The following is a 22,173-nucleotide window of genomic DNA, read 5'->3' on the forward strand; positions in this document are numbered from 1 at the left end:
GTAGGATCGCAGGCGGCGCCCCCCCGGCGCTGTGCGGAAGGAGCATCGTGACCGACCAGAAGCCGACCCCCGAAACGCCCGACGAGACGGGGGGCACCGTCGAGGACCTCGACATCACCGTCGTCCGGGAGCCCGAGACCGCGGTGTACGACGCGTCCCGCGTCGACAGTGAGACCGAGGCGTACGACTTCGAGAGGGATGCGGCGTCCTCCGCGCCGGCCGCAGCCGACGCGCCGGCAGCCGAGGCATCCGCCCCCGTGGACGACGCCCCGGCCGCCGCGGCGGCTCCTGCGCCGTACGTCGACACCACCCCCGCCGATGTCGACCAGGCTCCCGAGGCGGGCCACGTCCCGCCGCAGTACGGGATCGGCCCGTTCTCGCTGCGTGAGGTGTCGCTGCTGGGCGTCTGGGCGCTCGCCTTCCTCTTCTCGTTCTTCCCGCTCTACAGCGACGGCCCGTACACGCAGCTCCTCGGCGGCGGGAACGTCTGGGGCTCGGGCATCGACTGGATCCTCGCCATCGGCGTGCCGACGGTCGCGGTGTTCCTCATCGTCCTGCGTCGCTTCTCGCCCACCGGCATCCGCCGGGTCGGTTCCCTGGGTATCGACCAGTTCGCCTCCGTCGCCTTCTCGGTCTCGGCGGTGCTCTGGCTCAGCTGGCTCTGGATCAACATCGCCCGCGGCGCCGCGACGGGTGTCTGGCTGAGCAGCTGGGTCGTCTGGGTCGAGGTCATCCTGATGGCGGCGGGTGTCGCCCTCACGGTCATCGCCCCCTTCATCCCGCCGTTCCACGAGGACTTCCTGCACCGCAGCGAGACGGTCTCGCACCGCGTCGCCCGCGGTGCCCGCCCGGTCGTCGCCCGTCCGATCTCGGACGCCCGCTTCACGATGGCGGCGCCGTCCGTCGACCCCGACCCGGCACCGCTCGGCGACCCGATCGACGACGACGAGCCGGCACCGGCTCCGGCCTCGGCGCAGCAGGCGTTCTGGGCGCTCGCACCCGTCGAACGGGACGTCGTCGACGAGAACGGCGCGCCCCTGTTCCGCATCGGCCCGACCGCCTGGGCCCTCGTCATCGAGGACCGCGGCGACTCGTTCGTCGTGCGCCACGAGGACGGTCGGATCGGCTACCTCACCGACGTCTCGGGCGTCACCCGGGGCTGACGCGCCGGTACCCTGGAGGGATGCTTCGCACGATCGACCTCCGGGGTCGCGCCGTCACTCCGGCTGACCTCCTCGCTGCCGTCCCCCGGGCCACCGCTGCCCGCGACGAGGCGCTGGCGACGGCGGCCGCCGTCGTCGCGGACGTCGCGGCGCGGGGGGAGGCGTCGCTGCGCGAACAGGCCGCCCGCTTCGACGGCGTGGAGGGTCACGACGTCCGCGTCCCGGCCGCGCACCTCGAGGAGGCGCTCGACGCCCTCGACCCGGCGATCCGTCGGGCGCTCGAGAACGCCATCGACCGGGTCCGGCGCGCCTCGGCCGCGCAGGTCCCGGCATCCGTCGTGACGGACATCGGTCCCGGTGCCCGCGTCGAGCAGCACTGGCGACCCGTGCGGCGGGCCGGTGTCTACGTCCCCGGCGGCAAGGCGGTCTACCCGTCGAGCGTCGTGATGAACGTCGTCCCCGCGCAGGTGGCCGGCGTCGCACAGGTCGCCCTCGCCTCGCCGCCGCAGCGCGACCACGGCGGCCGAGTGCACCCCGTCATCCTCGCCGCGGCTCGTCTGCTCGGCATCACCGAGGTGTACGCGATGGGCGGCGCGGGGGCGATCGGCGCCTACGCCCACGGTGTCCCGGCCCTCGGTCTCGACCCGGTCGACGTCATCTCGGGCCCCGGCAACAACTTCGTCGCGCTGGCGAAGCGCGTCGTGGCGGGCATGGTCGGCACGGACTCCGAAGCCGGCGCGACCGAGATCCTCATCGTCGCGGACGAGTCAGCGGATGCCCGGCTGGTGGCCGCCGACCTCGTGAGCCAGGCCGAGCACGACGAGCAGGCGGCGGCCGTCCTCGTCACCGACTCCGCGGCGCTCGCGGAGGCGGTCGTGGTCCAGGTCGAGAAGCGCGCAGCCGCGACGCACCACGCCGCCCGCGTCGCGCAGGCGTTGTCGGGGCCGCAGTCCGCCGTCGTGCTCGTCGACGACATCGCCACGGCGACGGCGTTCAGCAACGCCTACGCTCCCGAGCACCTCGAGCTGCACCTGCGCGACCCGCGCCCTGAGGAGTACGTCAACGCCGGTGCCGTGTTCGTCGGCGCGTGGACCCCGGTGAGCCTCGGCGACTACCTCGCCGGCAGCAATCACGTGCTGCCCACGGGAGGTCAGGCGCGCTATGCGTCGGGACTGTCGGCATCCACCTTCCTGCGTCCGCAGCAGGTGATCGTGTACGACCGTGACGCACTGAAAGCGGTCCACGACGACATCGTCACGCTCGCGAACGCCGAGGTCCTGCCCGCGCACGGTGAAGCCGTCACGGCGCGCTTCGACGCGTAGGCTGGATGCCGCCATGCACTGCCCGTTCTGCCGTCACTCCGATTCCCGTGTCATCGACTCCCGCACGAGCGACGACGGGCTCAGCATCCGTCGCCGGCGTCAGTGCCCCGAGTGCGGCGGTCGGTTCTCGACGATCGAGACGGCGAGCCTGAACGTCATCAAGCGGTCCGGCGTGATCGAGTCGTTCAGTCGCGAGAAGGTCATGTCGGGCGTCCGCAAGGCGTGTCAGGGCCGTCCCGTCACCGAGGCGGATCTCGCGATGCTGGCCCAGGCCGTCGAGGAGGCGGTCCGTCAGACCGGTGTCTCGCAGATCGACACGAATGAGATCGGACTCGCGATCCTCGGGCCCCTGCGCGAGCTCGACGAGATCGCCTACCTGCGTTTCGCGAGCGTCTACCAGGCGTTCGAGACCCTCGACGACTTCGACGAGGCGATCGCGCTGCTGCGGGCGGATCACGCGCAGCGGGCCCAGCGCGAAGAGGTCTGATCACGGGGGTGCGCCCCTCGCCCTAGGCTGGGAGCCGATGTACCGACTCCTCTTCGACCTCGTCCTCCGCCGCCTGGACCCCGAGACGGCCCACCACCTCGGGATGGTCGTCATCCGTCTCGCCGCGGTGCCGCCGTTCTCGTGGATCGCCCGCGCCCTCACCCGCCCGGCCCCGCAGCTGCGCACCGAGGCCCTCGGTCTCGTCTTCGACTCGCCCTTCGGCGTCGCCGCCGGCTTCGACAAGAACGCCATCGGAGCGCTCGGCCTGCACACGCTGGGATTCGGCCACATCGAGGTGGGCACGGTCACCGCGATCCCGCAGGACGGCAACCCGAAGCCGCGGCTGTTCCGGCTGCCCGCCGATCGTGCGCTGATCAACCGCATGGGGTTCAACAACGAGGGCGCGGCCGTCGTGGCGGGCCGCCTCGCGCGCATGCGCCGTCGCACGAAGCGTCCGGTGCTCGGCGCGAACATCGGCAAGTCGCGCGTCGTGGACGTCGCCGACGCGACGGCCGATTACGTCGCCAGCACGCGCCTCGTCGCCCCGGTCGCCGACTACCTCGTCGTGAACGTGTCGTCCCCGAACACGCCCGGGCTCCGCGGCCTGCAGGCCGTCGAGACGCTCCGTCCGCTGCTGTCAGCGGTGAAGGATGCCGCCGGCGGCACCCCGCTCCTCGTGAAGATCGCCCCCGACCTCACCGACGACGAGATCGACGGCATCTCGGCCCTCGCCGTCGACACGGGGCTGGCGGGCATCGTCGCGACCAACACGACGATCGCCCGGACGGGCCTCACGACGGATGCCGCACGTGTCGAGGCCATGGGCGCCGGCGGGCTCTCCGGCGCGCCGTTGCGCGAGCGTTCGCTCGAGGTGCTCCGCCGGGTCCGTGCCGCCGTCCCCGCCGACTTCTGCGTCATCGCCGCCGGGGGAGTGGAGACCGCGGCCGACGTCCGCGAGCGGCTCGCGGCCGGTGCCGACCTGGTGCAGGGCTACAGCGCGTTCGTGTACCGCGGCCCCCTCTGGGCGCGCGAGATCAACCGCGGCCTGGTGCGCTGAGCTTCGGCATCCGCCCCCCACGAGAACGGGCCCGCACCTATCGGTGCGGGCCCGTTGCGGATCTCGGACTCAGCTCGGGTACTCGCCGCGCTTGACCTGGGGCTTGGGCAGACGCATGAACCGCATCTGCACCGAGCGCATCGCCGCGTACCAGCCGAGGCCCTTCTCGCGGCGGTCGCCCCACTTCGCGGCGGCGAGCTTCTTGACCTTGCGCGAGAGCATGATCATGTCGGCGACGACGAAGAGGAGGTAGGCCCAGAGGCCGATGTAGGCGTAGAAGACGACGGCGGTGTTCGGGACCAGGGCGAAGAGGATGACGATCACCAGCAGCGGCATGACGAGCTCGCCGAAGTGCCAGCCGGCATCCGTGTAGTCGCGGGCGAACCGCCGCTGCGGCCCGCGGTCGCGGGGCGTGAGGTAACGCTCGTCGCCGTTGGCCATGCCGATCCGGGCCTTTTCGCGCTGGGCGGCGAGCTCGGCCTTGGCGCGGGCGCGCGCCTCCTTCGTGTTCGCGACGAGGGGCCGCTTGCGCGCCGCTTCCTGCTCGGCGCGCGTGGGCGTCGGGCGGTTCTTCCCCGCGCCGGTGGGGGCGTCGGGGGCGGTGTCGGCGGGGGGCGGTGTCTTTGCCACGGGGCGGTTCCTCGGAATCGGCGAAAAAGGCGTGCGACATAAGATTACCCGCATGACTTCCGACACCACCCGGTCCGCTGCGGTGCGCGAAGCGGCCCTCACCCAGGTGCCCGCCGCCCTCGCCGACCTGGGCTCGCTCGTCCGCATCCCCTCGATCGCGTTCCCCGGGTTCGACCGGGCCGAGGTGCAGCGCAGCGCCGAGGCCGTGAAGACGCTCGTCGAGGGCCTCGGCATCTTCGGACGCGTCGAGATCGCGACCGCCGTCGTCCCCGAGACGGGGGAGGAGGGGATGCCGGCGGTGCTGGCGACGCGCCCCGCCCGCAACGGTCGCCCGACGATCCTCCTCTACGCCCACCACGACGTGCAGCCCGTCGGGGACGAGTCCCTGTGGGAGTCGCCGCCCTTCGAGCCGACTCTGCGCGACGGCCGGATCTACGGTCGCGGCGCGGCCGACGACAAGGCCGGCATCATGGCCCACATCGGGGCGTTGCGTGCGCTCGTCGACGCCGTGGGCACGGACTTCGACCTCGGCGTCAACCTCTTCTTCGAGGGGGAGGAGGAGGCGGGGTCGGCATCCTTCGCCCAGTTCCTCAGCGACAACGCGGATGCGCTCCGCGCCGACGTGATCGTCGTCGCCGATTCCGGCAACTGGGATTCCGAGACGCCCGCCCTGACGGTGTCGCTGCGCGGCAACGCCCGCTTCACCCTCGACATCGAGACGCTCGATCACGCCTCGCACTCCGGCATGTTCGGTGGGGCTGTGCCCGACGCGATGCTCGCAGCGGTCACCCTCCTCGCGACGCTCTGGGACGAGGACGGTGCCGTCGCCGTCGCCGGACTGGAATCCCGGGATGCCGCCACACCGCCGTACTCGGAGGAGACCCTTCGCAGCGAGGCTGGTCTCCCCCAGGGGGTGTCGCCGATCGGACGCGACGAGATCCTCAGCCGCATCTGGAACAAGCCGTCGATCACGATCACCGGCATCGACGCCCCGAGCGTCCGGAACGCGTCCAACACGCTGACACCGAAGGTCTCGGTCGTGATCAGCACCCGGGTCGCCCCGGGGCAGGCCGCCGCCGACGCGTTCGCCGCGATCGAGGCGCACCTCCGCAGCCATGCGCCGTTCGGGGCGCGGCTGACCTTCCGCGACGTCGATTTCGGCGACCCGTTCCTCGTCGACACGTCCGGCCCCGCCGTCGAAGCGGCGCGCGCCGCCCTCGAGAGCGGGTACGGCCGCACTCCGGTCGACATCGGCGTGGGAGGGTCGATCCCCTTCATCGCCGACCTCGTGCGGGAGTTCCCGGGGGCCGAGATCCTCGTGACCGGTGTCGAGGACCCGCACGCCCGGGCCCACAGCCCCAACGAGTCGCTGCACGTCGAGACGTTCCGCAACGCCCTGGTGACCGAGGCGCTGCTGCTCGCCTCGCTCGACGCCTCCGACTGAACGGCGGCACGATCACCCGCGTCGCCGGGCCGAGAGGCGCACCGGGACGTAGAATCGAGAGAACACGTCGCCGCCGTTCCTCAAGAGCACTGGCGGCCCGACCATGGGGAGAGTCATGACCGACATCGCCACGCAGTCCACCGAGACCGTTCCCGCCCACGGCGTCGCCCTCACCGAGGCCGCTGCCGAGAAGGTGAAGAGCCTGCTGTCGCAGGAGAACCGTGACGACCTCCGGCTCCGCGTCGCCGTCCAGCCGGGCGGTTGCTCGGGTCTGATCTATCAGCTGTACTTCGACGAGCGCTATCTCGACGGCGACAAGACGGTCGACTTCGACGGCGTCGAGGTCATCGTCGACGACATGTCGGTGCCCTACCTCGACGGCGCGAAGATCGATTTCAAGGACACGATCTCAGAGCAGGGCTTCACGATCGACAACCCCAACGCCGCCGGCAGCTGCGCCTGCGGCGACAGCTTCCACTGATCCATCCCGGGTCGCCTCCATCGGTCCCGGCATCCTGAGCGGATGGCCGGAACTTTGTAAGAGGTTGCCCTAGACTGGCATGAGTCTGACCTTCATGTCCCCGAAAGGTGCACCGTGCGCGTCAACCGCCGACTCCGTTGGGTAGCTCTCCCGCTCACGATCGCCTCCGCGGTCGCGCTGGCGGGCTGCAGCCCCACGACAGCGAACGGCTTCCTCCCCGGCTTCGATGAGGAGGGCGGCCAGGCGACGAACCGCACGTCGATGATCGCCGGCCTCTGGACCACGTCGTGGATCGTCGTCCTCGCCGTCGGCGTCATCACCTGGGCCCTCATGGGCTGGGCCGCGATCGCCTACCGGCGCCGCAAGGGCCAGTCAGGGCTGCCGGTGCAGCTGCGCTACAACATGCCGATCGAGATGTTCTTCACGATCGCGCCGGTCATCCTGGTGCTCGGCTTCTTCGCGTTCACCGCCCGCGACCAGACGATCATCGAGAAACAGCACGAGACCCCCGATGTCTGCATCACCGCGATCGGCAAGCAATGGGCCTGGGACTTCCAGTACAACGGCTCCGACTGCAACGACACCGAAGAGTCCGTCTGGACCATGGGTGTCCAGGCGCAGACCGACGCCCAGGGCAACATCACCAACGAGCTCCCCGAGCTGGTGCTGCCGGTCGACAAGAAGGTGACGCTGCAGCTCGAGTCGCGCGACGTCATCCACTCGTTCTGGATCGTGGACTTCCTCTACAAGAAGGACATGATCCCGGGCCGTGACAACTACTGGTCGTTCGTCCCCACCAAGGAGGGCGAGTACGTCGGCAAGTGCGCCGAGCTCTGCGGCCAGTACCACTCGATGATGCTCTTCAACGTGAAGGTCGTCTCCGAGTCCGAATACCAGTCGTACATCGCGTCGCTCGAGGCCAAGGGTCAGACCGGCGACATCGATGACGACCTTGACCGACAGCAGAACGCACCGGGCACCGGCGCACCTGCCGCCGAGGGAGAGAACAACTGATGGCCACCATCACGCCTCCGGCACAGACCCTTCCCCCTCGCCAGGCGGCGCTGCTGAGCCGCTCGCGCGTCGAGCACAAGGGCAACATCGTGGTGAAGTGGATCACCTCCACCGACCACAAGACCATCGGGTACATGTACCTGATCGCGTCGGTCCTGTTCTTCATGCTCGGCGGCGTGATGGCGCTGATCATCCGCGCCGAGCTCTTCGAGCCGGGCATGCAGGTGGTGCCGACGAAGGAGCAGTACAACCAGCTGTTCACGATGCACGGCACGATTATGCTGCTCATGTTCGCGACGCCGCTGTTCGCCGGTTTCGCCAACGTGCTGCTGCCGCTGCAGATCGGAGCGCCCGACGTCGCGTTCCCGCGTCTGAACGCCTTCGCCTTCTGGCTCTTCACGTTCGGGTCGACCATCGCCGTCGCCGGCTTCCTCACCCCGCAGGGTGCCGCCGCGTTCGGGTGGTTCGCGTACCAGCCGCTGGCGAGCGAGAGCTTCAGCCCGGGTGCCGGTGGTGACCTCTGGATGCTGGGCCTCGGCATGAGCGGTTTCGGCACGATCCTCGGTGGTGTCAACTTCATCACCACGATCATGACGATGCGTGCGCCCGGTATGACGATGTGGCGCATGCCGATCTTCAGCTGGAACACGCTGATCACCAGCATCCTGATCCTGATGGCCTTCCCGGTTCTGGCGGCGGCGATCTTCGCTGCGGCGGCCGACCGCATCCTCGGCGCCCACATCTACGACCCGGCCAACGGTGGCGTCCTCCTCTGGCAGCACCTGTTCTGGTTCTTCGGGCACCCCGAGGTGTACATCATCGCGCTGCCGTTCTTCGGCATCGTGTCGGAGATCTTCCCGGTCTTCAGTCGCAAGCCGATCTTCGGCTACAAGACGCTCGTCTACGCGACGATCGCGATCGCCGCGCTGTCGGTCTCGGTCTGGGCTCACCACATGTACGTCACGGGTGCCGTCCTGCTGCCGTTCTTCGCGCTCATGACGATGCTCATCGCGGTCCCGACGGGTGTGAAGATCTTCAACTGGATCGGCACGATGTGGCGTGGATCCATCACCTTCGAAACGCCGATGGTGTTCGCCCTGGGCTTCCTCGTAACGTTCGTCTTCGGTGGTCTGACCGGCGTCATCCTGTCCTCGCCGCCGCTGGACTTCGCCGTCTCCGACTCGTACTTCGTCGTGGCGCACTTCCACTACGTCGTCTTCGGAACCGTCGTCTTCGCGATGTTCGCGGGCTTCTACTTCTGGTGGCCCAAATGGACGGGCAAGATGCTGAACGAGCGTCTGGGTCTCGTGCACTTCTGGCTGCTGTTCATCGGCTTCCACATGACGTTCCTCATCCAGCACTGGCTGGGCGCGGACGGCATGCCGCGACGCTACGCCGACTACGCCATGCAGGACGGCTGGACCTGGCAGAACCAGGTGTCGACGATCGGCTCCATGATCCTCGCCGCCTCGATGGTGCCGTTCCTCCTGAACGTCTGGATCACGGCACGCACCGCGCCGCGCGTCACGGTCAACGACCCGTGGGGCTACGGCGGTTCGCTCGAGTGGGCGACCAGCTGCCCGCCGCCGCGCCACAACTTCACGTCGATCCCGCGCATCCGCAGCGAGCGGCCCGCATTCGACCTGAACCACCCCGAAGCCGGCATCCCCGTCGGTGTGGGTCCTGCCAAGGACGCGCCCGACGCCCCGGTGGTCGAGCTGACGAACGGTGAGGTCAAGTAAGTGAAGACGAACGTCAACCTCTGGTGGATCCTGACCGCGTTCTTCGGCCTCGTCGCCGTCGTCTACGTGGTGTGGAACATCATCGCCCACCCGCAGCTGCCGGTCTTCAACCGGATCGAGTGGGTCGGGTCCGTGGCACTCGTCTTCGTGATGGCCATGGCTGCGATGATCGCGTTCTACACGAGCCGCGTCGAGAAGGCCCAGGGCGGCGTCCTCCCCGAGGACTCCCTCACGGCCGACATCGACGACGGCGACCCTGAGATGGGCGAGTTCTCGCCGTGGTCGTGGTGGCCGCTCGTGCTCGCCGGCTCGGCGGCCGTGGCCTTCATCGGTCTCGCCGTCGGTGAGTTCATGATCCCGATCGGTTTCGCCATCTTCGTCGTCGCCATCGTCGGGTGGGTCTACGAGTACTACCGGGGCTACTTCGCCCGCTGAGTCTCCATGCGCATCCATGCGGGCGTCTTCTCCGACGTCGGAGGCTACCGGGACGTCAACCAGGACGCCGCTTTCGCCTCGCCGTTTGCCGCAGCTGTGGCGGACGGCGTCGGCGGTGGTCCCTCCGGTGATCTCGCGTCGGCCGCGATCATCCACAAGCTGATCACGCTGCGCGGCGCTCTTCCCAGCGCCGAAGACCTCATCGGCCGGGTCAAGGCCGCCAACTGGGACATCGGTGCTCACATCCGCCGCGACGCCGCCCTCGCGGGTATGGCGAGCACACTGACCGGCGTCTGGCTCACGGGGGACGGCGGACTCGTCGTCGCCCACACGGGGGACTCCCGCGCCTATCTCCTGCGGGACCGTGAGCTGGCACGGCAGACGCGTGACGACTCCTTCGTGCAGGCGTTGGTCGACCGCGGACTCATCCGTCCCGAGGATGCCTGGACGCATCCGCGCCGCAACATCATCACGGCCTCGCTGGGCGGCAACGAGGAGGACGTGATCCGGGTCGAGACGCGCGACGTGCGCATCGGCGACCGCTGGTTCCTCTGCAGCGACGGCGTCACCGACTACGTCCCCGAGGATGCCCTCGCCGAGATCGTGGGTGGCGTCGCCGATCCCGTCGCGGCGTCGCGGATGATCGTCGAGCTCGCGCTGCAGGCGGCCTCACGCGACAACGTCACCGCGGTCGTGTGCGACGTGATCGACGGCGTGCCCGACATCGCCGCCGTCCCCGTCATCGCTGGCGCGGCAGCTTCCCGGTGGACCGAGGTCATCGAGGCCGGTCTGGCGAGCGCCTGAACGCTCCCACAGGGGCGCTCAGGAGTCGGATCGGACCGGCATGACGAGCGGATCGAAGATGCGGGGGAGTGAGCCGGATGCGGCGTCCACCGGCATCCCTTCCCGTGCCCAGTACTCGTAGCCGCCGATCATCTCGCGGACGCTGTAGCCGAGCTGCGCGAACTCCACGGCGCCACGGGCGCCGCCGTTGCAGCCGGGACTCCAGCAGTACACGACGACGGGGGTGTCCGCGGGAATCTCTTGCGGCGCGCGGGCCGCGATCTCGCGGTGGGGCATGTGCAGCGCGCCTCGTGCGTGTCCCTGGTCCCAGGCCTCCTGGTTGCGCACATCGACGAGGACGAAGTGCTCGCCGGCCTTCTGCGCCGCGTAGACGTCGCTGGGGTCCGTTTCGTGGTGGAGCTTCGTCCGGAAGTAGGTGAGTGCGTCGACGGGGGAGGTGGTCATGTCTCGACGCTACGGGAACAGAGAAGCGGCGGGGCCTGACCTTTCGGTCAGACCCCGCCGCAATCCTGCCAGAGAGGATCAGCTCTTCGCGCCGTCGTCCTTCTTCCGCGGAGCGTCGTCGACCACGATGATGTTCGACGGGCGGTTCGCGGTCTCCGGGTTGTGACCGTCGTCGATCGGGTGCAGCGGCGCGTCGGGGACACCGGCGCGCTCGTGGGCACCGCGGATCTCCTCCTGCTCCTCGTGCTCGATGTGCTCGAGTGCGTGGTGCTGGTGGGCGATCGCGGCATCCAGCTCGGTCTGCGTGACCGGCGACAGACGGTCCTCGAAGAACCAGCGCGACAGCGAGGCGCGGACGTTCTGGTGCCACGGGATCCGGCCGTTGTCGTTCGGACGGACGACCAGGGGCTCGTGCACCTCGAAGTCGATCAGCTTCACGCGCTCGTACGCGTCGACGGGCTGGTGGACCTCGATGTACTCGCCGCCGGGAAGGCGGACGATGCGACCCGACTCGTACCCGTGCAGGGCGATCTCGCGGTCCTTCTTCTGGAGCGCGATCGCGATCCGCTTCGTCACGAAGTAGCCGACGATCGGGCCGATGAACAGCAGCGCCTGGAGGGAGTGGATGACCCCCTCCATCGTCAGCGAGAAGTGCGTGGCGATGATGTCCGAGGAGGCGGCGGCCCACAGAACGGCGTAGAAGATGACGCCGGCGACGCCGATGGCCGTGCGGGTCGGCGCGTGGCGGGGACGCTGCGCGATGTGGTGCTCGCGCTTGTCACCCGTGACCCACGCCTCGATGAAGGGGTACACCGCGACGAGCACGATGAACAGGCCCAGCACCGCGACCGGCAGCAGGATGCCGAACGAGAAGGTGCGGTCGAACAGGACGAGGTCCAGGTTCGAGGGCGCGAGACGGAGCGCGCCGTCCGCGAAGCCGATGTACCAGTCGGGCTGGGTGCCGGCCGAGACGGGGGACGGGTCGTACGGGCCGTAGTTCCAGATCGGGTTGATCGTGAACATCGAGGCGATGAGGACGAGCACACCGAACGTGATGAACAGGAAGCCGCCCATCTTCGACATGTAGATCGGGACCATCGGGTAGCCCACGACGTTGTCGTTCGTGCGGCCGGGGCCGGCGAACTGCGTGTGCTTGTTGATGATCATCAGCATGAGGTGCGCGGCGATGAGCGCGATGAGGATCAGCGGCAGCAGCAGGATGTGCAGCGTGTACAGACGACCGACGATCGCCATGCCCGGGAACTCGCCGCCGAAGAGCAGATACGAGGTCCAGGTGCCGATCAGCGGCAGACCCTTGATCATGCCGTCGATGATGCGGAGGCCGTTGCCCGAGAGCAGGTCGTCGGGGAGCGAGTAACCGGTGAAGCCGAGTGCCATGGCGAGGATGAACAGGACGAACCCGATCACCCAGTTGAGCTCACGCGGCTTGCGGAACGCGCCGGTGAAGAACACGCGCAGCATGTGCACGCCGATCGCGGCGATGAACAGCAGCGCCGCCCAGTGGTGAAGCTGCCGCACGAGGAGACCGCCACGGAGGTCGAACGAAATGTTCAGCGTCGACTCGAGGGCAGCCGACATCTCGATGCCACGCAGCGGTACGTATGCGCCGTTGTAGTGCGTGGGCGCCATCGACGCCTCGAAGAAGAACGTCAGGAACGAGCCCGACAGGAAGACGACGACGAAGCTCCAGAGGGCGATCTCACCGAGCATGAACGACCAGTGGTCGGGGAAGATCTTGCGCCCGATCTCCTTGACGAGACCGGAGATGCTCGTTCGCTCGTCGAGGTAGTTGGCCGTGGCGCCGATGAAGCGGCCGCCGAGCGGCTTCTCCGCCGGCTTGGCCACCGCTGTGGTAGACGAGGATTCAGTCACGGTGCTCAACGACGCTCCCAGAAACTCGGCCCGACGGGCTCTTCGAAGTCGCTCTTGGCGATGAGATATCCGTCTGCGTCGACCGTGATGGGCAGCTGGGGGAGCGGGCGGGCGGCGGGTCCGAAGATGACCTCGGCGCCGCGCGACACGTCGAACTGCGACTGGTGGCAGGGGCAGAGCAGATGGTGGGTCTGCTGCTCGTACAGCGCGACGGGGCATCCGACGTGCGTGCAGACCTTCGAGTACGCCACGATCCCGTCGTAGGACCAGTCGAGGCGGTTGTACTCGGCGGGCAGCTGCTCGGGGAGCAGCCGCATGAGGAGGACGATGGCCTTGGCCTTCTCCTCGAGGTATCCATCCAGGTGGTCGACGTCCTTGAGGGACTCCGGGATGACGTGCACGGCGGAGCCGAGCGCGACGTCGGCGGCGCGGATGGGGAGGCCGGACGGGTCGTGCGCCAGGCGCTCACCCTCCTTCCACATCGTGTGCTTCAGCAGCGCGACGGGGTCACCGGCGAGCGGGTTCTCCTCGGATGCGTGGGGAGCGAGGCCGCGGAACAGCGTCACACCCGGGACGATCGAGGCGACCAGGGCGGCGATGAGACCACCGCGGATGGCGGTGCGACGGCCGAAGCCGGATTCCTCGTTGGCCTCGCGGAAGACGTCGACGGCCGCTTCGCGGGTGGACTCTTTGCCGCGGGTCGGGTGGCGCTGCTCGATGTGCTCCTTGTCGGGCATGATCGCCTTCGACCAGTGGATCGCAGCGATGCCGATGGTGAGGAGGGCGAACCCGATCCCGAGTCCGATGAACAGGTTGTTCGCGCGGATGTCGCCGAAGGCGCCGCTCTCGATCGGGAACAGCATGTACGCGGCCACCGCCCAGAGGCTGGCGGCGAGCGAGATGTAGAACAGTGTGTAGACGGTGCGGACCGCGCGGGCCATCGCCGCCTGGTCCTTATCGGTCATCCGCTCGCGGTGCGGCGGCAGACCCGGGTTCTGCACGGGGTCGGCGACCGCGACGACGAGACCCGACGAAGGCTGAGGAGCCTTCTCGAGCGCCTGCGGCTCTTCCTCGTGTGACATTCTGCTCCTCGTCCGTGAAATTCTGTGCGTCAGTGGTGGGTCAGTTGGACTTCGCGGTGATCCACACCGAGATGCCGATCAGCGTGCCGATGCCGAAGATCCAGATGAACAGGCCTTCGGAGACCGGTCCGAGCGAACCGAGCGTGAACCCACCGACGGGTTCGCTCTTCTGCAGGTACATCAGGGACGAGATGATGTCGCGCTTCTCGTCGGGCGTGATGGTCATGTCGTTGAAGACGGGCATGTTCTGCGGGCCCGTGACCATCGCCGCGTAGATGTGCAGCGGGCTGGTCTCGGTGAGCGCGGGAGCGTACTTGCCCTCGGTCAGAGCACCACCGGCGGCGGCGACGTTGTGGCACATCGCGCAGTTGATGCGGAAGAGCTCGGCGCCCTGGGTCAGGTTGCCCTCGCCGTCGAGGGTGCGCTCGTCGGGGTAGGTGGGTCCGGGGGCGACGGACTGCACCCAGGCGGCCATCGCCTTGATCTGGTCCTCGGTGAACTGCGGCGACTTCTTCGGTGCCTGCGGACCCTGGTTCTGCAGGGGCATACGGCCGGTCGCGACCTGGAACTCGACGGACAGCTCCCCGACGCCGTAGAGCGAGGGGCCGTCGGGCGTGCCTTGGAGGTTGAGGCCGTGGCAGGTCGCGCAGTTCGCCTGGAACAGCTTCTTGCCGTCCTCGACGGTGAGCGTGGACGTCTCGGTCGACGTCGTCGACGCCATGGCGGCGGACGCACCGGCGTAGATGCCACCCGTGAGCAGCAGGCCGACGCCGATCAGAGCGGCGGCCGCCCACTTGCTGCGACGGCCCGTCTGCCGACGCGGGGTCTTGGATGCCATTGAGGAACTCAGCTCCGCTCTGTGTTACCGGATGAAGTAGATGACGGCGAAGAGGATGATCCACACGACGTCGACGAAGTGCCAGTAGTACGACACGACGATCGCGGAGGTCATCTCCTTGCGGCCGAAGTTCTTGACGGCGAAGGCGCGCCCGATGATGAGCAGGAAGGCGATGAGGCCACCCGTCACGTGCAGGGCGTGGAAGCCGGTCGTCAGGTAGAAGGCCGACGCGTAGGAGTCGGCGCTGATGGGCATGCCCTCGGCGATCAGGGTGGCGTACTCCCACACCTGACCCGAGACGAAGACCGCACCCATGATGAAGGTCACGTAGAACCACTCGACCATGCCCCACTGGCGGAAGTTCCAGAGGGATCCGCGACGGTAGGGCTGGAAGCGCTCGGCCGCGAAGACACCGGCCTGCGCCGTGAACGACGACAGCACCAGGATGAGGGTGTTCACCGCGGCGAACGGGATGTTCAGCAGGTCGGTGCGGGCAGCCCACAGCTCCGGCGAGGTGTTGCGGATCGTGAAGTAGATGGCGAAGAGGCCGGCGAAGAACATGACCTCGCTGCCGAGCCACACGATCGTGCCGACGGCCACCGGGTCCGGTCGTTTCACCGAACGCAGTGCCTGGTTGTATTTCGCGGGAGTGGTCGTCACGCTCCCCATTATGGCCGATGTTGGGGGAGGGTTTCGCATTCCTGAAGGTACTCGTCCCTTTCTCCGGCATCGGATCGCGTGATGCACGGGCCGCGAGTCGGCTGACAGAGTGCTGAGTAGGATCGGGAGGCATGGCGGACATGTACTCCTGGCCCGAAATCCTCACCTCGGTGCTCTCCGGTCAGGACCTCAGCGTGTCCGAGTCGACCTGGGCGATGCGCCAGGTGATGCAGGGCGCGGCGACCCCGTCGCAGCTCGCGGCGTTCCTCGTCGCGCTGCGCGCCAAGGGTGAGACCGTCGACGAGGTCGTCGGCTTCCGCGACGCCATCCTCGAGGCGGCCGTCCCCCTCCCGGTGCCGGCCGAGGTGCTCGACATCGTCGGCACCGGCGGCGATCGTTACGGGACCGTGAACGTCTCGACGACCGCATCGGTGGTCGTGGCGGCCACCGGCATCCCCGTCGTCAAGCACGGCAACCGCGCCGCGAGCTCGAAGTCGGGATCGTCGGACGTGCTGGCGGCCCTCGGTGTCGACCTGATGAATCCGCCCGAACGGGTCGCCGCGGTGCTCGACGAGGTGGGGATCACGTTCGCGTTCGCGTCCGCGTTCCACCCCGGGTTCCGCCATGCCGGTCCCACGCGCGCCGAGCTCGGCATCCCGACCGTCTTCAACTTCCTCGGACCGCTTTGCAATCCGGCGCGTGCCGAGGCCAACGCCGTGGGGGTTGCGCACCTGGACCGTGTGCCGCTCATCACCGGGGTCTTCCGAACGCGCGGTGCGACGGCGCTCGTCTTCCGCGGCGACGACGGCATGGACGAACTCACCACCACCGGGCACAGCCGGGTGTGGGAGATCAGCCGGGGCGACGTCCGCGAGCATGACCTCGATCCGCGTGATCTCGGGATCCCGCGGGCGGAGATCTCCGACCTCCTCGGGGGCGACGCCCCGCACAACGCCGAGGTGGTCCGTCGCGTGCTGCAGGGCGAGTCCGGTCCGGTGCGCGACATCGTGCTGCTCAACGCCGCCGCCGGGATCGTTTCGTACCGACTGTTCCGGGATGCGGGCGAGCTCCAGCGACCCTTTGTCGAGCGCCTCGCCGAGGCCCACGCCGAGGCGGCGGCGGCGGTCGACTCGGGTGCGGCCGCAGCCAAGCTCGACGCGTGGGTCGCGGCATCCGGGCGCTGAGGCCGACATGGACCCGGTCGAGGCGCTGACGGAGATCGCGGAGCTCCTGGAGCGTGATCGCGCCTCGCGGTACAAGTCGAAGGCGTTCCGCGCCGCCGCGAAGACCCTGGCGGAGTTGAGCGCGGACGAGCGGACCGACCTCCGTGGGATCCGTGCTCGGAAGGGCATCGGCGACTCCACCTTCGCCGTGATCAGCGAGGCGGTCTCGGGCCGCGTCCCCACGTATCTGGCGGATCTCCGGGAGCGCGTGGCGCCGCCACAGGCATCCGCTCTGCGGTCGCAGCTGCGCGGCGACCTGCATGCGCACTCCGAATGGTCGGACGGGCTGACGTCCATCGACCTCATGGTGGAGGCGGCCAGGGCGCTCGGTCACGAATACCTCGCGCTCACGGACCACTCGCCGCGGCTGCGCGTCGCGCGGGGCCTGTCCGCGGAGCGGCTGCGCGAGCAACTGGCGCTCCTCCCGGGGTTCTGCGACGCAGATTTCACTCTCCTCAGCGGCATCGAGGTCGACATCCTCGACGACGGCTCGCTCGACCAGGAGGACGGGCTGCTCCGATCCCTCGACATCGTCGTCGCATCGGCGCATTCGGCGCTACGGATGGAGCGCGGTCCGATGACGCGGCGGCTGGTGGCCGCGGCATCCGATCCGCGTGTCGACGTGCTGGGTCACGTGACGGGGCGGCTCGTCTCGGGATCACGCGGCACGCGTCCGCCGTCCGTGTTCGACGCGCGGGCGGTCTTCGAGGCCTGCGCCGCGCACGGCACCGCCGTGGAGATCAACTCCCGGCCCGAGCGCGAGGACCCGCCGGACGATCTGCTCGCCCTCGCGATCGAGGTGGGATGCCTGTTCTCGATCGACTCGGATGCGCACGCGCCCGGTCAGCTGTCGCTGCTCGATCACGGCGCGGTCCGTGCGGAACGCGCGGGTGTGCCCCCGGAACGCATCATCACCACATGGCCGCTGGCGCGGCTGCGGGAGTGGAAGGCGTCGCGCTGAGTCAGGCCCGCGCGGACAGCGCCGACGCGGCGCGCGTGGCGGAGGATCCGAGCGACCACGCCTCCGCGAGGCGTGCGACGGCCGCCTCGTCGGGAGCGGTGATGCGGGTGTCGACCGCGGGGAGGTCGAGGGTGCGGACGACCTCGACGACGCGGGGCGCGACGTCGAGGTAGTCGGCCGCGGCGAGGATCTTGTTCCGCACGCCGGCGCTCATCCCCTCGCCGGCTTCGGCTGCCCGCCTGATGCCGGCGAGGTCGCCGTGGGCGGCGAGGAGCGTCGCGGCCGTCTTCTCGCCGACACCCGCGACCCCGGGGAGGCCGTCGGACGCATCGCCGCGCATCGCGGCGAAGTCCGCGTACTGCGTCGGGAGGATGCCGTACTTGCTGACGATGACGGCATCCGTCAGTTCTTCGAGCTTGCTCATTCCGCGCCCGGTGTAGACGACGCGGACGCCGCGGGCGTCGTCGACGAGTTGGAACAGGTCGCGGTCGCCCGTGATGACGTCGACGGGGATATCGCTGGTCGAGGCGAGCGTGCCGATGACGTCGTCGGCCTCGTGGTCGGGTGCGCCGATGATCGGGATGCCGAGGGTGCCGAGTGCCTCACGGATCACCGGCACCTGGATCTCGAGGGGATCGGGGACCTCCTCGACGTCCGGCGCGGACTCCACCTCCTGCGCGACGCGGTGGGCCTTGTACGACGGGATCAGGTCGACGCGCCACTGCGGACGCCAGTCGTCGTCCCAGCAGGCGACGAGGTGCGTCGGCTCGTAGGTGCCGACGAGCTTGGCGATCATGTCGAGGAATCCGCGCGCGGCGTTGACGGGGCGACCATCGGGCGCCTTCACCGTGTCGGGCACGCCGTAGAAGGCGCGGAAGTAGAGGCTGGCGGAGTCGAGCAGCATGAGGCGTCCGGTCACGCGCTCATCCTCGCATTCAGCAACCGGGACCGCCGGGGTCTTCGTCGCAGGTCTGCTCGACGAGGGCCGTGTCGACGTCCACGACGCGGATGACGGTCGCGGCGGTGCCGATCTCGAGGATCCCGGGGACGGCGAACCAGCCTCCGCCGGCGTCGGCTTCGGCGACGTAGCGGATCGTCGCGCGGGCCTCGTATTCACCGGGCTCAGAGTAGCTGTGGCTCGTGTCGGTGGCGGTGAACTGCGGGACGTCGAGGTCCTGCCAGGACGTTCCGGGGGTCGTCGTCTCGCGGGTGGCGCCGTCGCCGTAGTCGAAGAGGAAGGACACCGGTGTGAACCGGACGGTCACGGGGACGTCGAAGATCTCGCCGTCGACCGTGTGCTCCGTGGCGCCGACGACGAAGTTCGTGGGCATGCCGACCACTCCGAACCCGTCGGGCTCGCCGACGACCCGCGGGGGTGCCGGCGCGAACTGCGCCACGTCGTCGATCGTGGCGGTCGTCGGGTCGGGTGCGGCGGGGGCCGGCGCCGGCTCGGCGGGCTCCTGATCGGCCTGCTCGGCGCCGGGCAGCGGCGCACCGCCGGGGGCCGTGATCGGAGCCGAGCAGGCGAGATCGAAGGCGCAGTCCGCCAGCCACTGATCGCGTGTGCGGCCGCCGGGGTAGTACGCGTTCGGGTCGCGCGGCGGGGGCGGGGCGAGGATCGGGGCGCTGCCACCGCCGTTGTTGTTGCCGTTGTTGTTGCGTGAGGGTGCGCGGGGTGTGGTGGTTTCCGTGCGGGTGGCTCCGATGGACACCGAGGAGGAGTCCGATGAGACTTCACAATCGGTCCACGTATTGGAGCCGAAGCATTCTCCCTCCGCGGCTGAAGCAGAAGTTGCGCCCCCGATCCCGGCAAGAGTGAGGAGTCCGACGAGTAGTAGCGCTTTGCGCGGCCTACTCAGCACCTGTCGTCCTCAATGGCCTTGCTCGCGACGACGCGGGCGCCTGTCGATGACCTCGTATCGTGTACAACCGTGACGTCGAGTGCGAAGACGTCAGGCCTATCGGGCGAGACTTGAGATTCTCCGGCAGCGTTGATCACCGCGACTTTCGAAACGTCCTGACAGACCAGGATCTCTCCGGCCGTGTTCCCTTTGAAAATCGACGGCACCTCGGTTTCTCCGGACACGCTCCACCCGTCCGCATGCATTTTCGTTAGGGTCTTCTTCTCGCTCGCGAGGGCCTCGCCGTCCAGCAGCGCATACACCGGCTCGAACGTCGCGGGGTCGCTGAGGTCGACCTGGTTCAGGGCGTCGACGTACGCGCGGTAGGTCGCTTCGGCGGCGGCGAACGCCTCTTCTTCCGACGCGAACCCGGTCGGCGTGGGGGAGGGCGTCGGGGCGGAGGCCGGAGCGCACGCGGTGAGAGCGGCGGCGAGCGCGGTCGCCGCGAGCAGCGCTGCAGAACGTCGAGCGGTCATGCGACCACGGTAGTGACCGTGCGCGCTCACTCGGTCGGTTCTCCACAGCGCGTAGGCTCGCTGGCGTCATCCACCGGGTGGGGAGGGGATCATGTCGTTCGGAGCCGCGGCATCCGCTCATCGAGGGCGTCGACCCGCGCCGGACTCGCTCTGCCCCTGCGGCCGACGCGCGTTTGGATCTTGCTGCGGGCCCGTCCTCGCCGGCGTTCCCGCCGAGACGCCCGAGGATCTCATGCGGTCGCGCTACACCGCGTTCGCCTTGGGAGACGCCCGGCATCTGGCCGACACCTGGTTCCCCGCGACACGTCCGGACGAGGTGTCGGTGGATGCCGCGACCACCTGGCTCGGGCTGGAGGTCCTGCGTTCCGAGACGGCCGCCGACGGCCGATCCGGGCGGGTGAGCTTCCGAGCGCGATGGTCCGACGGCGACACCGGGGATCAGGGCGTCCTCGAGGAGGACAGCCGGTTCGTGCGGCGCGCGGGGCGCTGGTACTACGCGGACGCTCTCTGATACCCTGGAGCGTCACACGCGTGGCCCTTGTGCCGCGCCCGCGTGACATCGCACGAACCAACCACCCTGCCGCGATCGGCTGCCGCACGTCCTCGTGCGGACTGGCTCCGTGGCCCGAACACAACACCATCCAAGGACAACCCCCTACATGACTAACGCAACGACCGCCCCGGCCACCAAGCAGGTCGCCATCAACGACATCGGATCTGCTGAGGACTTCCTGGCCGCGGTCGAGAAGACCCTGAAGTTCTTCAACGACGGAGACCTCATCGAAGGCACCGTCGTGAAGATCGACCGCGACGAGGTCCTCCTCGACGTCGGCTACAAGACCGAGGGCGTCATCCCCTCGCGTGAGCTCTCGATCAAGCACGACGTCGACCCCAACGAGGTCGTCAACGTCGGCGACCAGGTCGAGGCCCTCGTCCTCCAGAAGGAGGACAAGGAAGGCCGCCTGATCCTCTCCAAGAAGCGCGCGCAGTACGAGCGTGCCTGGGGAGACGTCGAGAAGATCAAGGAGAACGACGGTGTCGTCACCGGCTCCGTCATCGAGGTCGTCAAGGGTGGTCTCATCGTCGACATCGGCCTCCGCGGCTTCCTCCCGGCGTCGCTCATCGAGCTGCGTCGCGTTCGCGACCTGACGCCGTACCTCGGCCAGGAGATCGAGGCCAAGATCCTCGAGCTCGACAAGAACCGCAACAACGTCGTCCTCTCGCGCCGCGCCCTGCTCGAGCAGACGCAGTCCGAGTCGCGTTCGAACTTCCTCAACAACCTCCACAAGGGTCAGGTCCGCAAGGGCACCGTCTCGTCGATCGTCAACTTCGGTGCGTTCGTCGACCTCGGTGGCGTCGACGGTCTCGTCCACGTCTCGGAGCTCTCGTGGAAGCACATCGAGCACGCATCCGAGGTCGTCGAGGTCGGCCAGGAGGTCACCGTCGAGATCCTCGAGGTCGACCTCGACCGCGAGCGCGTCTCCCTGTCGCTGAAGGCGACGCAGGAGGACCCGTGGCAGGTCTTCGCCCGCACCCACGCGATCGGTCAGGTCGCGCCGGGCAAGGTCACCAAGCTCGTTCCGTTCGGTGCGTTCGTCCGCGTCGCCGACGGCATCGAGGGCCTCGTGCACATCTCCGAGCTGTCGGGCAAGCACGTCGAGCTCGCCGAGCAGGTCGTCTCCGTCGGTGAAGAGGTCTTCGTCAAGATCATCGACATCGACCTCGAGCGTCGCCGTATCTCGCTGTCGCTGAAGCAGGCCAACGAGTCGGTCGACCCCAACGGCACCGAGTTCGACCCGGCCCTCTACGGCATGGTCACCGAGTACGACGAGAACGGCGAGTACAAGTACCCCGAGGGCTTCGACCCCGAGACCAACCAGTGGAAGGAAGGCTTCGACGAGGCCCGCCTCGCCTGGGAGGCCGAGTACGCCGCTGCTCAGGGTCGCTGGGAGGCTCACAAGGCCGCCGTCGCCAAGGCCCTCGAGGCCGAGGCCGCCGCTCCCGCCGACTCGGGTTCGTCGTCCTTCTCGTCCGAGGTCTCGAGCGGTGCCGGCACCCTCGCCGACGACGAGGCGCTGGCTGCTCTCCGCGAGAAGCTGTCCGGTCGCTGATCGAC

At 68.9% G+C, this 22,173-nt stretch carries 23 protein-coding genes; 14 read left to right on the forward strand and 9 right to left on the reverse strand.

What is annotated here, in order from left to right; genetic code table 11:
• The first annotated feature begins 47 nt into the window (after positions 1-47).
• Genes ACPEH2_RS10050 through ACPEH2_RS10065 form a run of 4 tightly spaced genes read left to right on the forward strand, consistent with a single transcriptional unit; the run spans position 48 to position 4,029 of the window.
• Positions 48-1,163, forward strand: a complete 1,116-nt coding sequence (locus ACPEH2_RS10050; protein ID WP_217531292.1) for a hypothetical protein — start codon at positions 48-50, stop codon at positions 1,161-1,163.
• 20 nt (positions 1,164-1,183) lie between these two features.
• Positions 1,184-2,485 carry a histidinol dehydrogenase gene (gene hisD, locus ACPEH2_RS10055; RefSeq protein WP_359919238.1) on the forward strand — a complete coding sequence of 434 codons (1,302 nt, stop codon included), beginning with the start codon at positions 1,184-1,186 and terminating at the stop codon, positions 2,483-2,485.
• Between the two features lie 13 nt (positions 2,486-2,498).
• A complete protein-coding gene (nrdR, locus tag ACPEH2_RS10060) occupies positions 2,499-2,972 on the forward strand; it encodes a transcriptional regulator NrdR (RefSeq protein ID WP_064002325.1) in 474 nt (157 codons plus the stop codon).
• Positions 2,973-3,009: 37 nt separating this feature from the next.
• On the forward strand, positions 3,010-4,029 hold the full coding sequence (locus ACPEH2_RS10065) for a quinone-dependent dihydroorotate dehydrogenase (RefSeq protein WP_359919240.1): 1,020 nt from the start codon (positions 3,010-3,012) through the stop codon (positions 4,027-4,029).
• A 69-nt stretch (positions 4,030-4,098) separates the two neighbouring features.
• Here ACPEH2_RS10065 and ACPEH2_RS10070 read toward each other — a convergent pair whose 3' ends face one another.
• The gene (locus ACPEH2_RS10070) at positions 4,099-4,659 is read right to left on the reverse strand and encodes a DUF3043 domain-containing protein (protein WP_217531295.1); all 561 of its coding nucleotides are present in this window, start codon (positions 4,657-4,659) and stop codon (positions 4,099-4,101) included.
• Between the two features lie 52 nt (positions 4,660-4,711).
• Between ACPEH2_RS10070 and ACPEH2_RS10075 the strand changes: the two genes are divergently transcribed.
• From ACPEH2_RS10075 to ACPEH2_RS10100, 6 genes are all read left to right on the forward strand, one after another.
• On the forward strand, positions 4,712-6,103 hold the full coding sequence (locus ACPEH2_RS10075; RefSeq protein WP_359919242.1) for a dipeptidase: 1,392 nt from the start codon (positions 4,712-4,714) through the stop codon (positions 6,101-6,103).
• 115 nt (positions 6,104-6,218) lie between these two features.
• Positions 6,219-6,584, forward strand: a complete 366-nt coding sequence (erpA, locus tag ACPEH2_RS10080; protein WP_064002321.1) for an iron-sulfur cluster insertion protein ErpA — start codon at positions 6,219-6,221, stop codon at positions 6,582-6,584.
• 114 nt (positions 6,585-6,698) lie between these two features.
• Positions 6,699-7,598: a cytochrome c oxidase subunit II gene (gene coxB, locus ACPEH2_RS10085; protein WP_359919244.1), complete on the forward strand. Its 900-nt coding sequence runs from the start codon at positions 6,699-6,701 to the stop codon at positions 7,596-7,598.
• Complete coding sequence (gene ctaD / locus ACPEH2_RS10090) at positions 7,598-9,340, forward strand: cytochrome c oxidase subunit I (RefSeq protein ID WP_359919246.1); 1,743 nt, start codon at positions 7,598-7,600, stop codon at positions 9,338-9,340. Before coxB ends, ctaD begins: the two co-directional genes overlap by 1 nt.
• Complete coding sequence (locus ACPEH2_RS10095) at positions 9,341-9,775, forward strand: cytochrome c oxidase subunit 4 (protein ID WP_359919248.1); 435 nt, start codon at positions 9,341-9,343, stop codon at positions 9,773-9,775.
• A 6-nt stretch (positions 9,776-9,781) separates the two neighbouring features.
• Positions 9,782-10,579: a PP2C family protein-serine/threonine phosphatase gene (locus ACPEH2_RS10100; protein WP_217531300.1), complete on the forward strand. Its 798-nt coding sequence runs from the start codon at positions 9,782-9,784 to the stop codon at positions 10,577-10,579.
• A gap of 18 nt (positions 10,580-10,597) precedes the next feature.
• On the opposite strand, the gene ACPEH2_RS10105 is transcribed toward ACPEH2_RS10100, so the two are convergent.
• The 5 genes from ACPEH2_RS10105 to ACPEH2_RS10125 all read right to left on the reverse strand — a co-directional run bounded on the left by ACPEH2_RS10105 (position 10,598) and on the right by ACPEH2_RS10125 (position 15,505).
• Complete coding sequence (locus tag ACPEH2_RS10105; protein WP_217531301.1) at positions 10,598-11,023, reverse strand: rhodanese-like domain-containing protein; 426 nt, start codon at positions 11,021-11,023, stop codon at positions 10,598-10,600.
• Positions 11,024-11,101: 78 nt separating this feature from the next.
• Positions 11,102-12,889 carry a cytochrome b gene (locus ACPEH2_RS10110; protein ID WP_217531339.1) on the reverse strand — a complete coding sequence of 596 codons (1,788 nt, stop codon included), beginning with the start codon at positions 12,887-12,889 and terminating at the stop codon, positions 11,102-11,104.
• 32 nt (positions 12,890-12,921) lie between these two features.
• The gene (locus tag ACPEH2_RS10115) at positions 12,922-13,998 is read right to left on the reverse strand and encodes a ubiquinol-cytochrome c reductase iron-sulfur subunit (protein WP_359919250.1); all 1,077 of its coding nucleotides are present in this window, start codon (positions 13,996-13,998) and stop codon (positions 12,922-12,924) included.
• A 40-nt stretch (positions 13,999-14,038) separates the two neighbouring features.
• Entirely contained in the window at positions 14,039-14,836 is a 798-nt protein-coding gene (locus ACPEH2_RS10120) for a cytochrome c (RefSeq protein WP_253034485.1), read from the reverse strand.
• 24 nt (positions 14,837-14,860) lie between these two features.
• Entirely contained in the window at positions 14,861-15,505 is a 645-nt protein-coding gene (locus ACPEH2_RS10125) for a cytochrome c oxidase subunit 3 (RefSeq protein ID WP_217531304.1), read from the reverse strand.
• A gap of 122 nt (positions 15,506-15,627) precedes the next feature.
• Here ACPEH2_RS10125 and trpD point away from each other — a divergent pair, with 122 nt between their 5' ends.
• Both trpD and ACPEH2_RS10135 read left to right on the forward strand, forming a co-directional pair.
• Positions 15,628-16,680: an anthranilate phosphoribosyltransferase gene (gene trpD / locus ACPEH2_RS10130; protein WP_217531305.1), complete on the forward strand. Its 1,053-nt coding sequence runs from the start codon at positions 15,628-15,630 to the stop codon at positions 16,678-16,680.
• Between the two features lie 7 nt (positions 16,681-16,687).
• The gene (locus ACPEH2_RS10135) at positions 16,688-17,680 is read left to right on the forward strand and encodes a PHP domain-containing protein (RefSeq protein WP_217531306.1); all 993 of its coding nucleotides are present in this window, start codon (positions 16,688-16,690) and stop codon (positions 17,678-17,680) included.
• A gap of 1 nt (position 17,681) precedes the next feature.
• Here the strand turns inward: ACPEH2_RS10135 and ACPEH2_RS10140 are convergent, their stop codons facing one another.
• The 3 genes from ACPEH2_RS10140 to ACPEH2_RS10150 all read right to left on the reverse strand — a co-directional run bounded on the left by ACPEH2_RS10140 (position 17,682) and on the right by ACPEH2_RS10150 (position 20,057).
• On the reverse strand, positions 17,682-18,599 hold the full coding sequence (locus ACPEH2_RS10140) for a 5'-3' exonuclease (RefSeq protein ID WP_359919254.1): 918 nt from the start codon (positions 18,597-18,599) through the stop codon (positions 17,682-17,684).
• Positions 18,600-18,615: 16 nt separating this feature from the next.
• Positions 18,616-19,392 (reverse strand): hypothetical protein, encoded by a 777-nt coding sequence (locus ACPEH2_RS10145; protein WP_359919256.1) that lies wholly within the window; start codon positions 19,390-19,392, stop codon positions 18,616-18,618.
• A gap of 143 nt (positions 19,393-19,535) precedes the next feature.
• The gene (locus tag ACPEH2_RS10150) at positions 19,536-20,057 is read right to left on the reverse strand and encodes a hypothetical protein (RefSeq protein WP_359919258.1); all 522 of its coding nucleotides are present in this window, start codon (positions 20,055-20,057) and stop codon (positions 19,536-19,538) included.
• Between the two features lie 91 nt (positions 20,058-20,148).
• On the opposite strand from ACPEH2_RS10150, the gene ACPEH2_RS10155 reads away from it, so the two are divergent.
• Both ACPEH2_RS10155 and rpsA read left to right on the forward strand, forming a co-directional pair.
• Positions 20,149-20,568 carry a YchJ family protein gene (locus tag ACPEH2_RS10155; protein ID WP_359919260.1) on the forward strand — a complete coding sequence of 140 codons (420 nt, stop codon included), beginning with the start codon at positions 20,149-20,151 and terminating at the stop codon, positions 20,566-20,568.
• Positions 20,569-20,716: 148 nt separating this feature from the next.
• A complete protein-coding gene (gene rpsA, locus ACPEH2_RS10160) occupies positions 20,717-22,168 on the forward strand; it encodes a 30S ribosomal protein S1 (RefSeq protein WP_064002307.1) in 1,452 nt (483 codons plus the stop codon).
• The last annotated feature ends 5 nt before the right edge of the window (positions 22,169-22,173 follow it).

The organism is Microbacterium sp. NPDC064942, assembly GCF_049545525.1.
Taxonomy (GTDB): Bacteria; Actinomycetota; Actinomycetes; order Actinomycetales; family Microbacteriaceae; genus Microbacterium; species Microbacterium gawkjiense.

Bases quoted from the DNA above. Each gene is read 5' to 3' on its own strand.
- hisD (WP_359919238.1), top strand. From the start codon at position 1,184: ATGCTTCGCACGATCGACCTCCGGGGTCGCGCCGTCACTCCGGCTGAC.
- nrdR (WP_064002325.1), top strand. From the start codon at position 2,499: ATGCACTGCCCGTTCTGCCGTCACTCCGATTCCCGTGTCATCGACTCC.
- ACPEH2_RS10065 (WP_359919240.1), top strand. From the start codon at position 3,010: ATGTACCGACTCCTCTTCGACCTCGTCCTCCGCCGCCTGGACCCCGAG.
- ACPEH2_RS10075 (WP_359919242.1), top strand. From the start codon at position 4,712: ATGACTTCCGACACCACCCGGTCCGCTGCGGTGCGCGAAGCGGCCCTC.
- erpA (WP_064002321.1), top strand. From the start codon at position 6,219: ATGACCGACATCGCCACGCAGTCCACCGAGACCGTTCCCGCCCACGGC.
- ctaD (WP_359919246.1), top strand. From the start codon at position 7,598: ATGGCCACCATCACGCCTCCGGCACAGACCCTTCCCCCTCGCCAGGCG.
- ACPEH2_RS10100 (WP_217531300.1), top strand. From the start codon at position 9,782: ATGCGCATCCATGCGGGCGTCTTCTCCGACGTCGGAGGCTACCGGGAC.
- ACPEH2_RS10105 (WP_217531301.1), bottom strand. From the start codon at position 11,023: ATGACCACCTCCCCCGTCGACGCACTCACCTACTTCCGGACGAAGCTC.
- ACPEH2_RS10115 (WP_359919250.1), bottom strand. From the start codon at position 13,998: ATGTCACACGAGGAAGAGCCGCAGGCGCTCGAGAAGGCTCCTCAGCCT.
- ACPEH2_RS10120 (WP_253034485.1), bottom strand. From the start codon at position 14,836: ATGGCATCCAAGACCCCGCGTCGGCAGACGGGCCGTCGCAGCAAGTGG.
- ACPEH2_RS10125 (WP_217531304.1), bottom strand. From the start codon at position 15,505: ATGGGGAGCGTGACGACCACTCCCGCGAAATACAACCAGGCACTGCGT.
- trpD (WP_217531305.1), top strand. From the start codon at position 15,628: ATGGCGGACATGTACTCCTGGCCCGAAATCCTCACCTCGGTGCTCTCC.
- ACPEH2_RS10135 (WP_217531306.1), top strand. From the start codon at position 16,688: ATGGACCCGGTCGAGGCGCTGACGGAGATCGCGGAGCTCCTGGAGCGT.
- ACPEH2_RS10150 (WP_359919258.1), bottom strand. From the start codon at position 20,057: ATGACCGCTCGACGTTCTGCAGCGCTGCTCGCGGCGACCGCGCTCGCC.
- ACPEH2_RS10155 (WP_359919260.1), top strand. From the start codon at position 20,149: ATGTCGTTCGGAGCCGCGGCATCCGCTCATCGAGGGCGTCGACCCGCG.
- rpsA (WP_064002307.1), top strand. From the start codon at position 20,717: ATGACTAACGCAACGACCGCCCCGGCCACCAAGCAGGTCGCCATCAAC.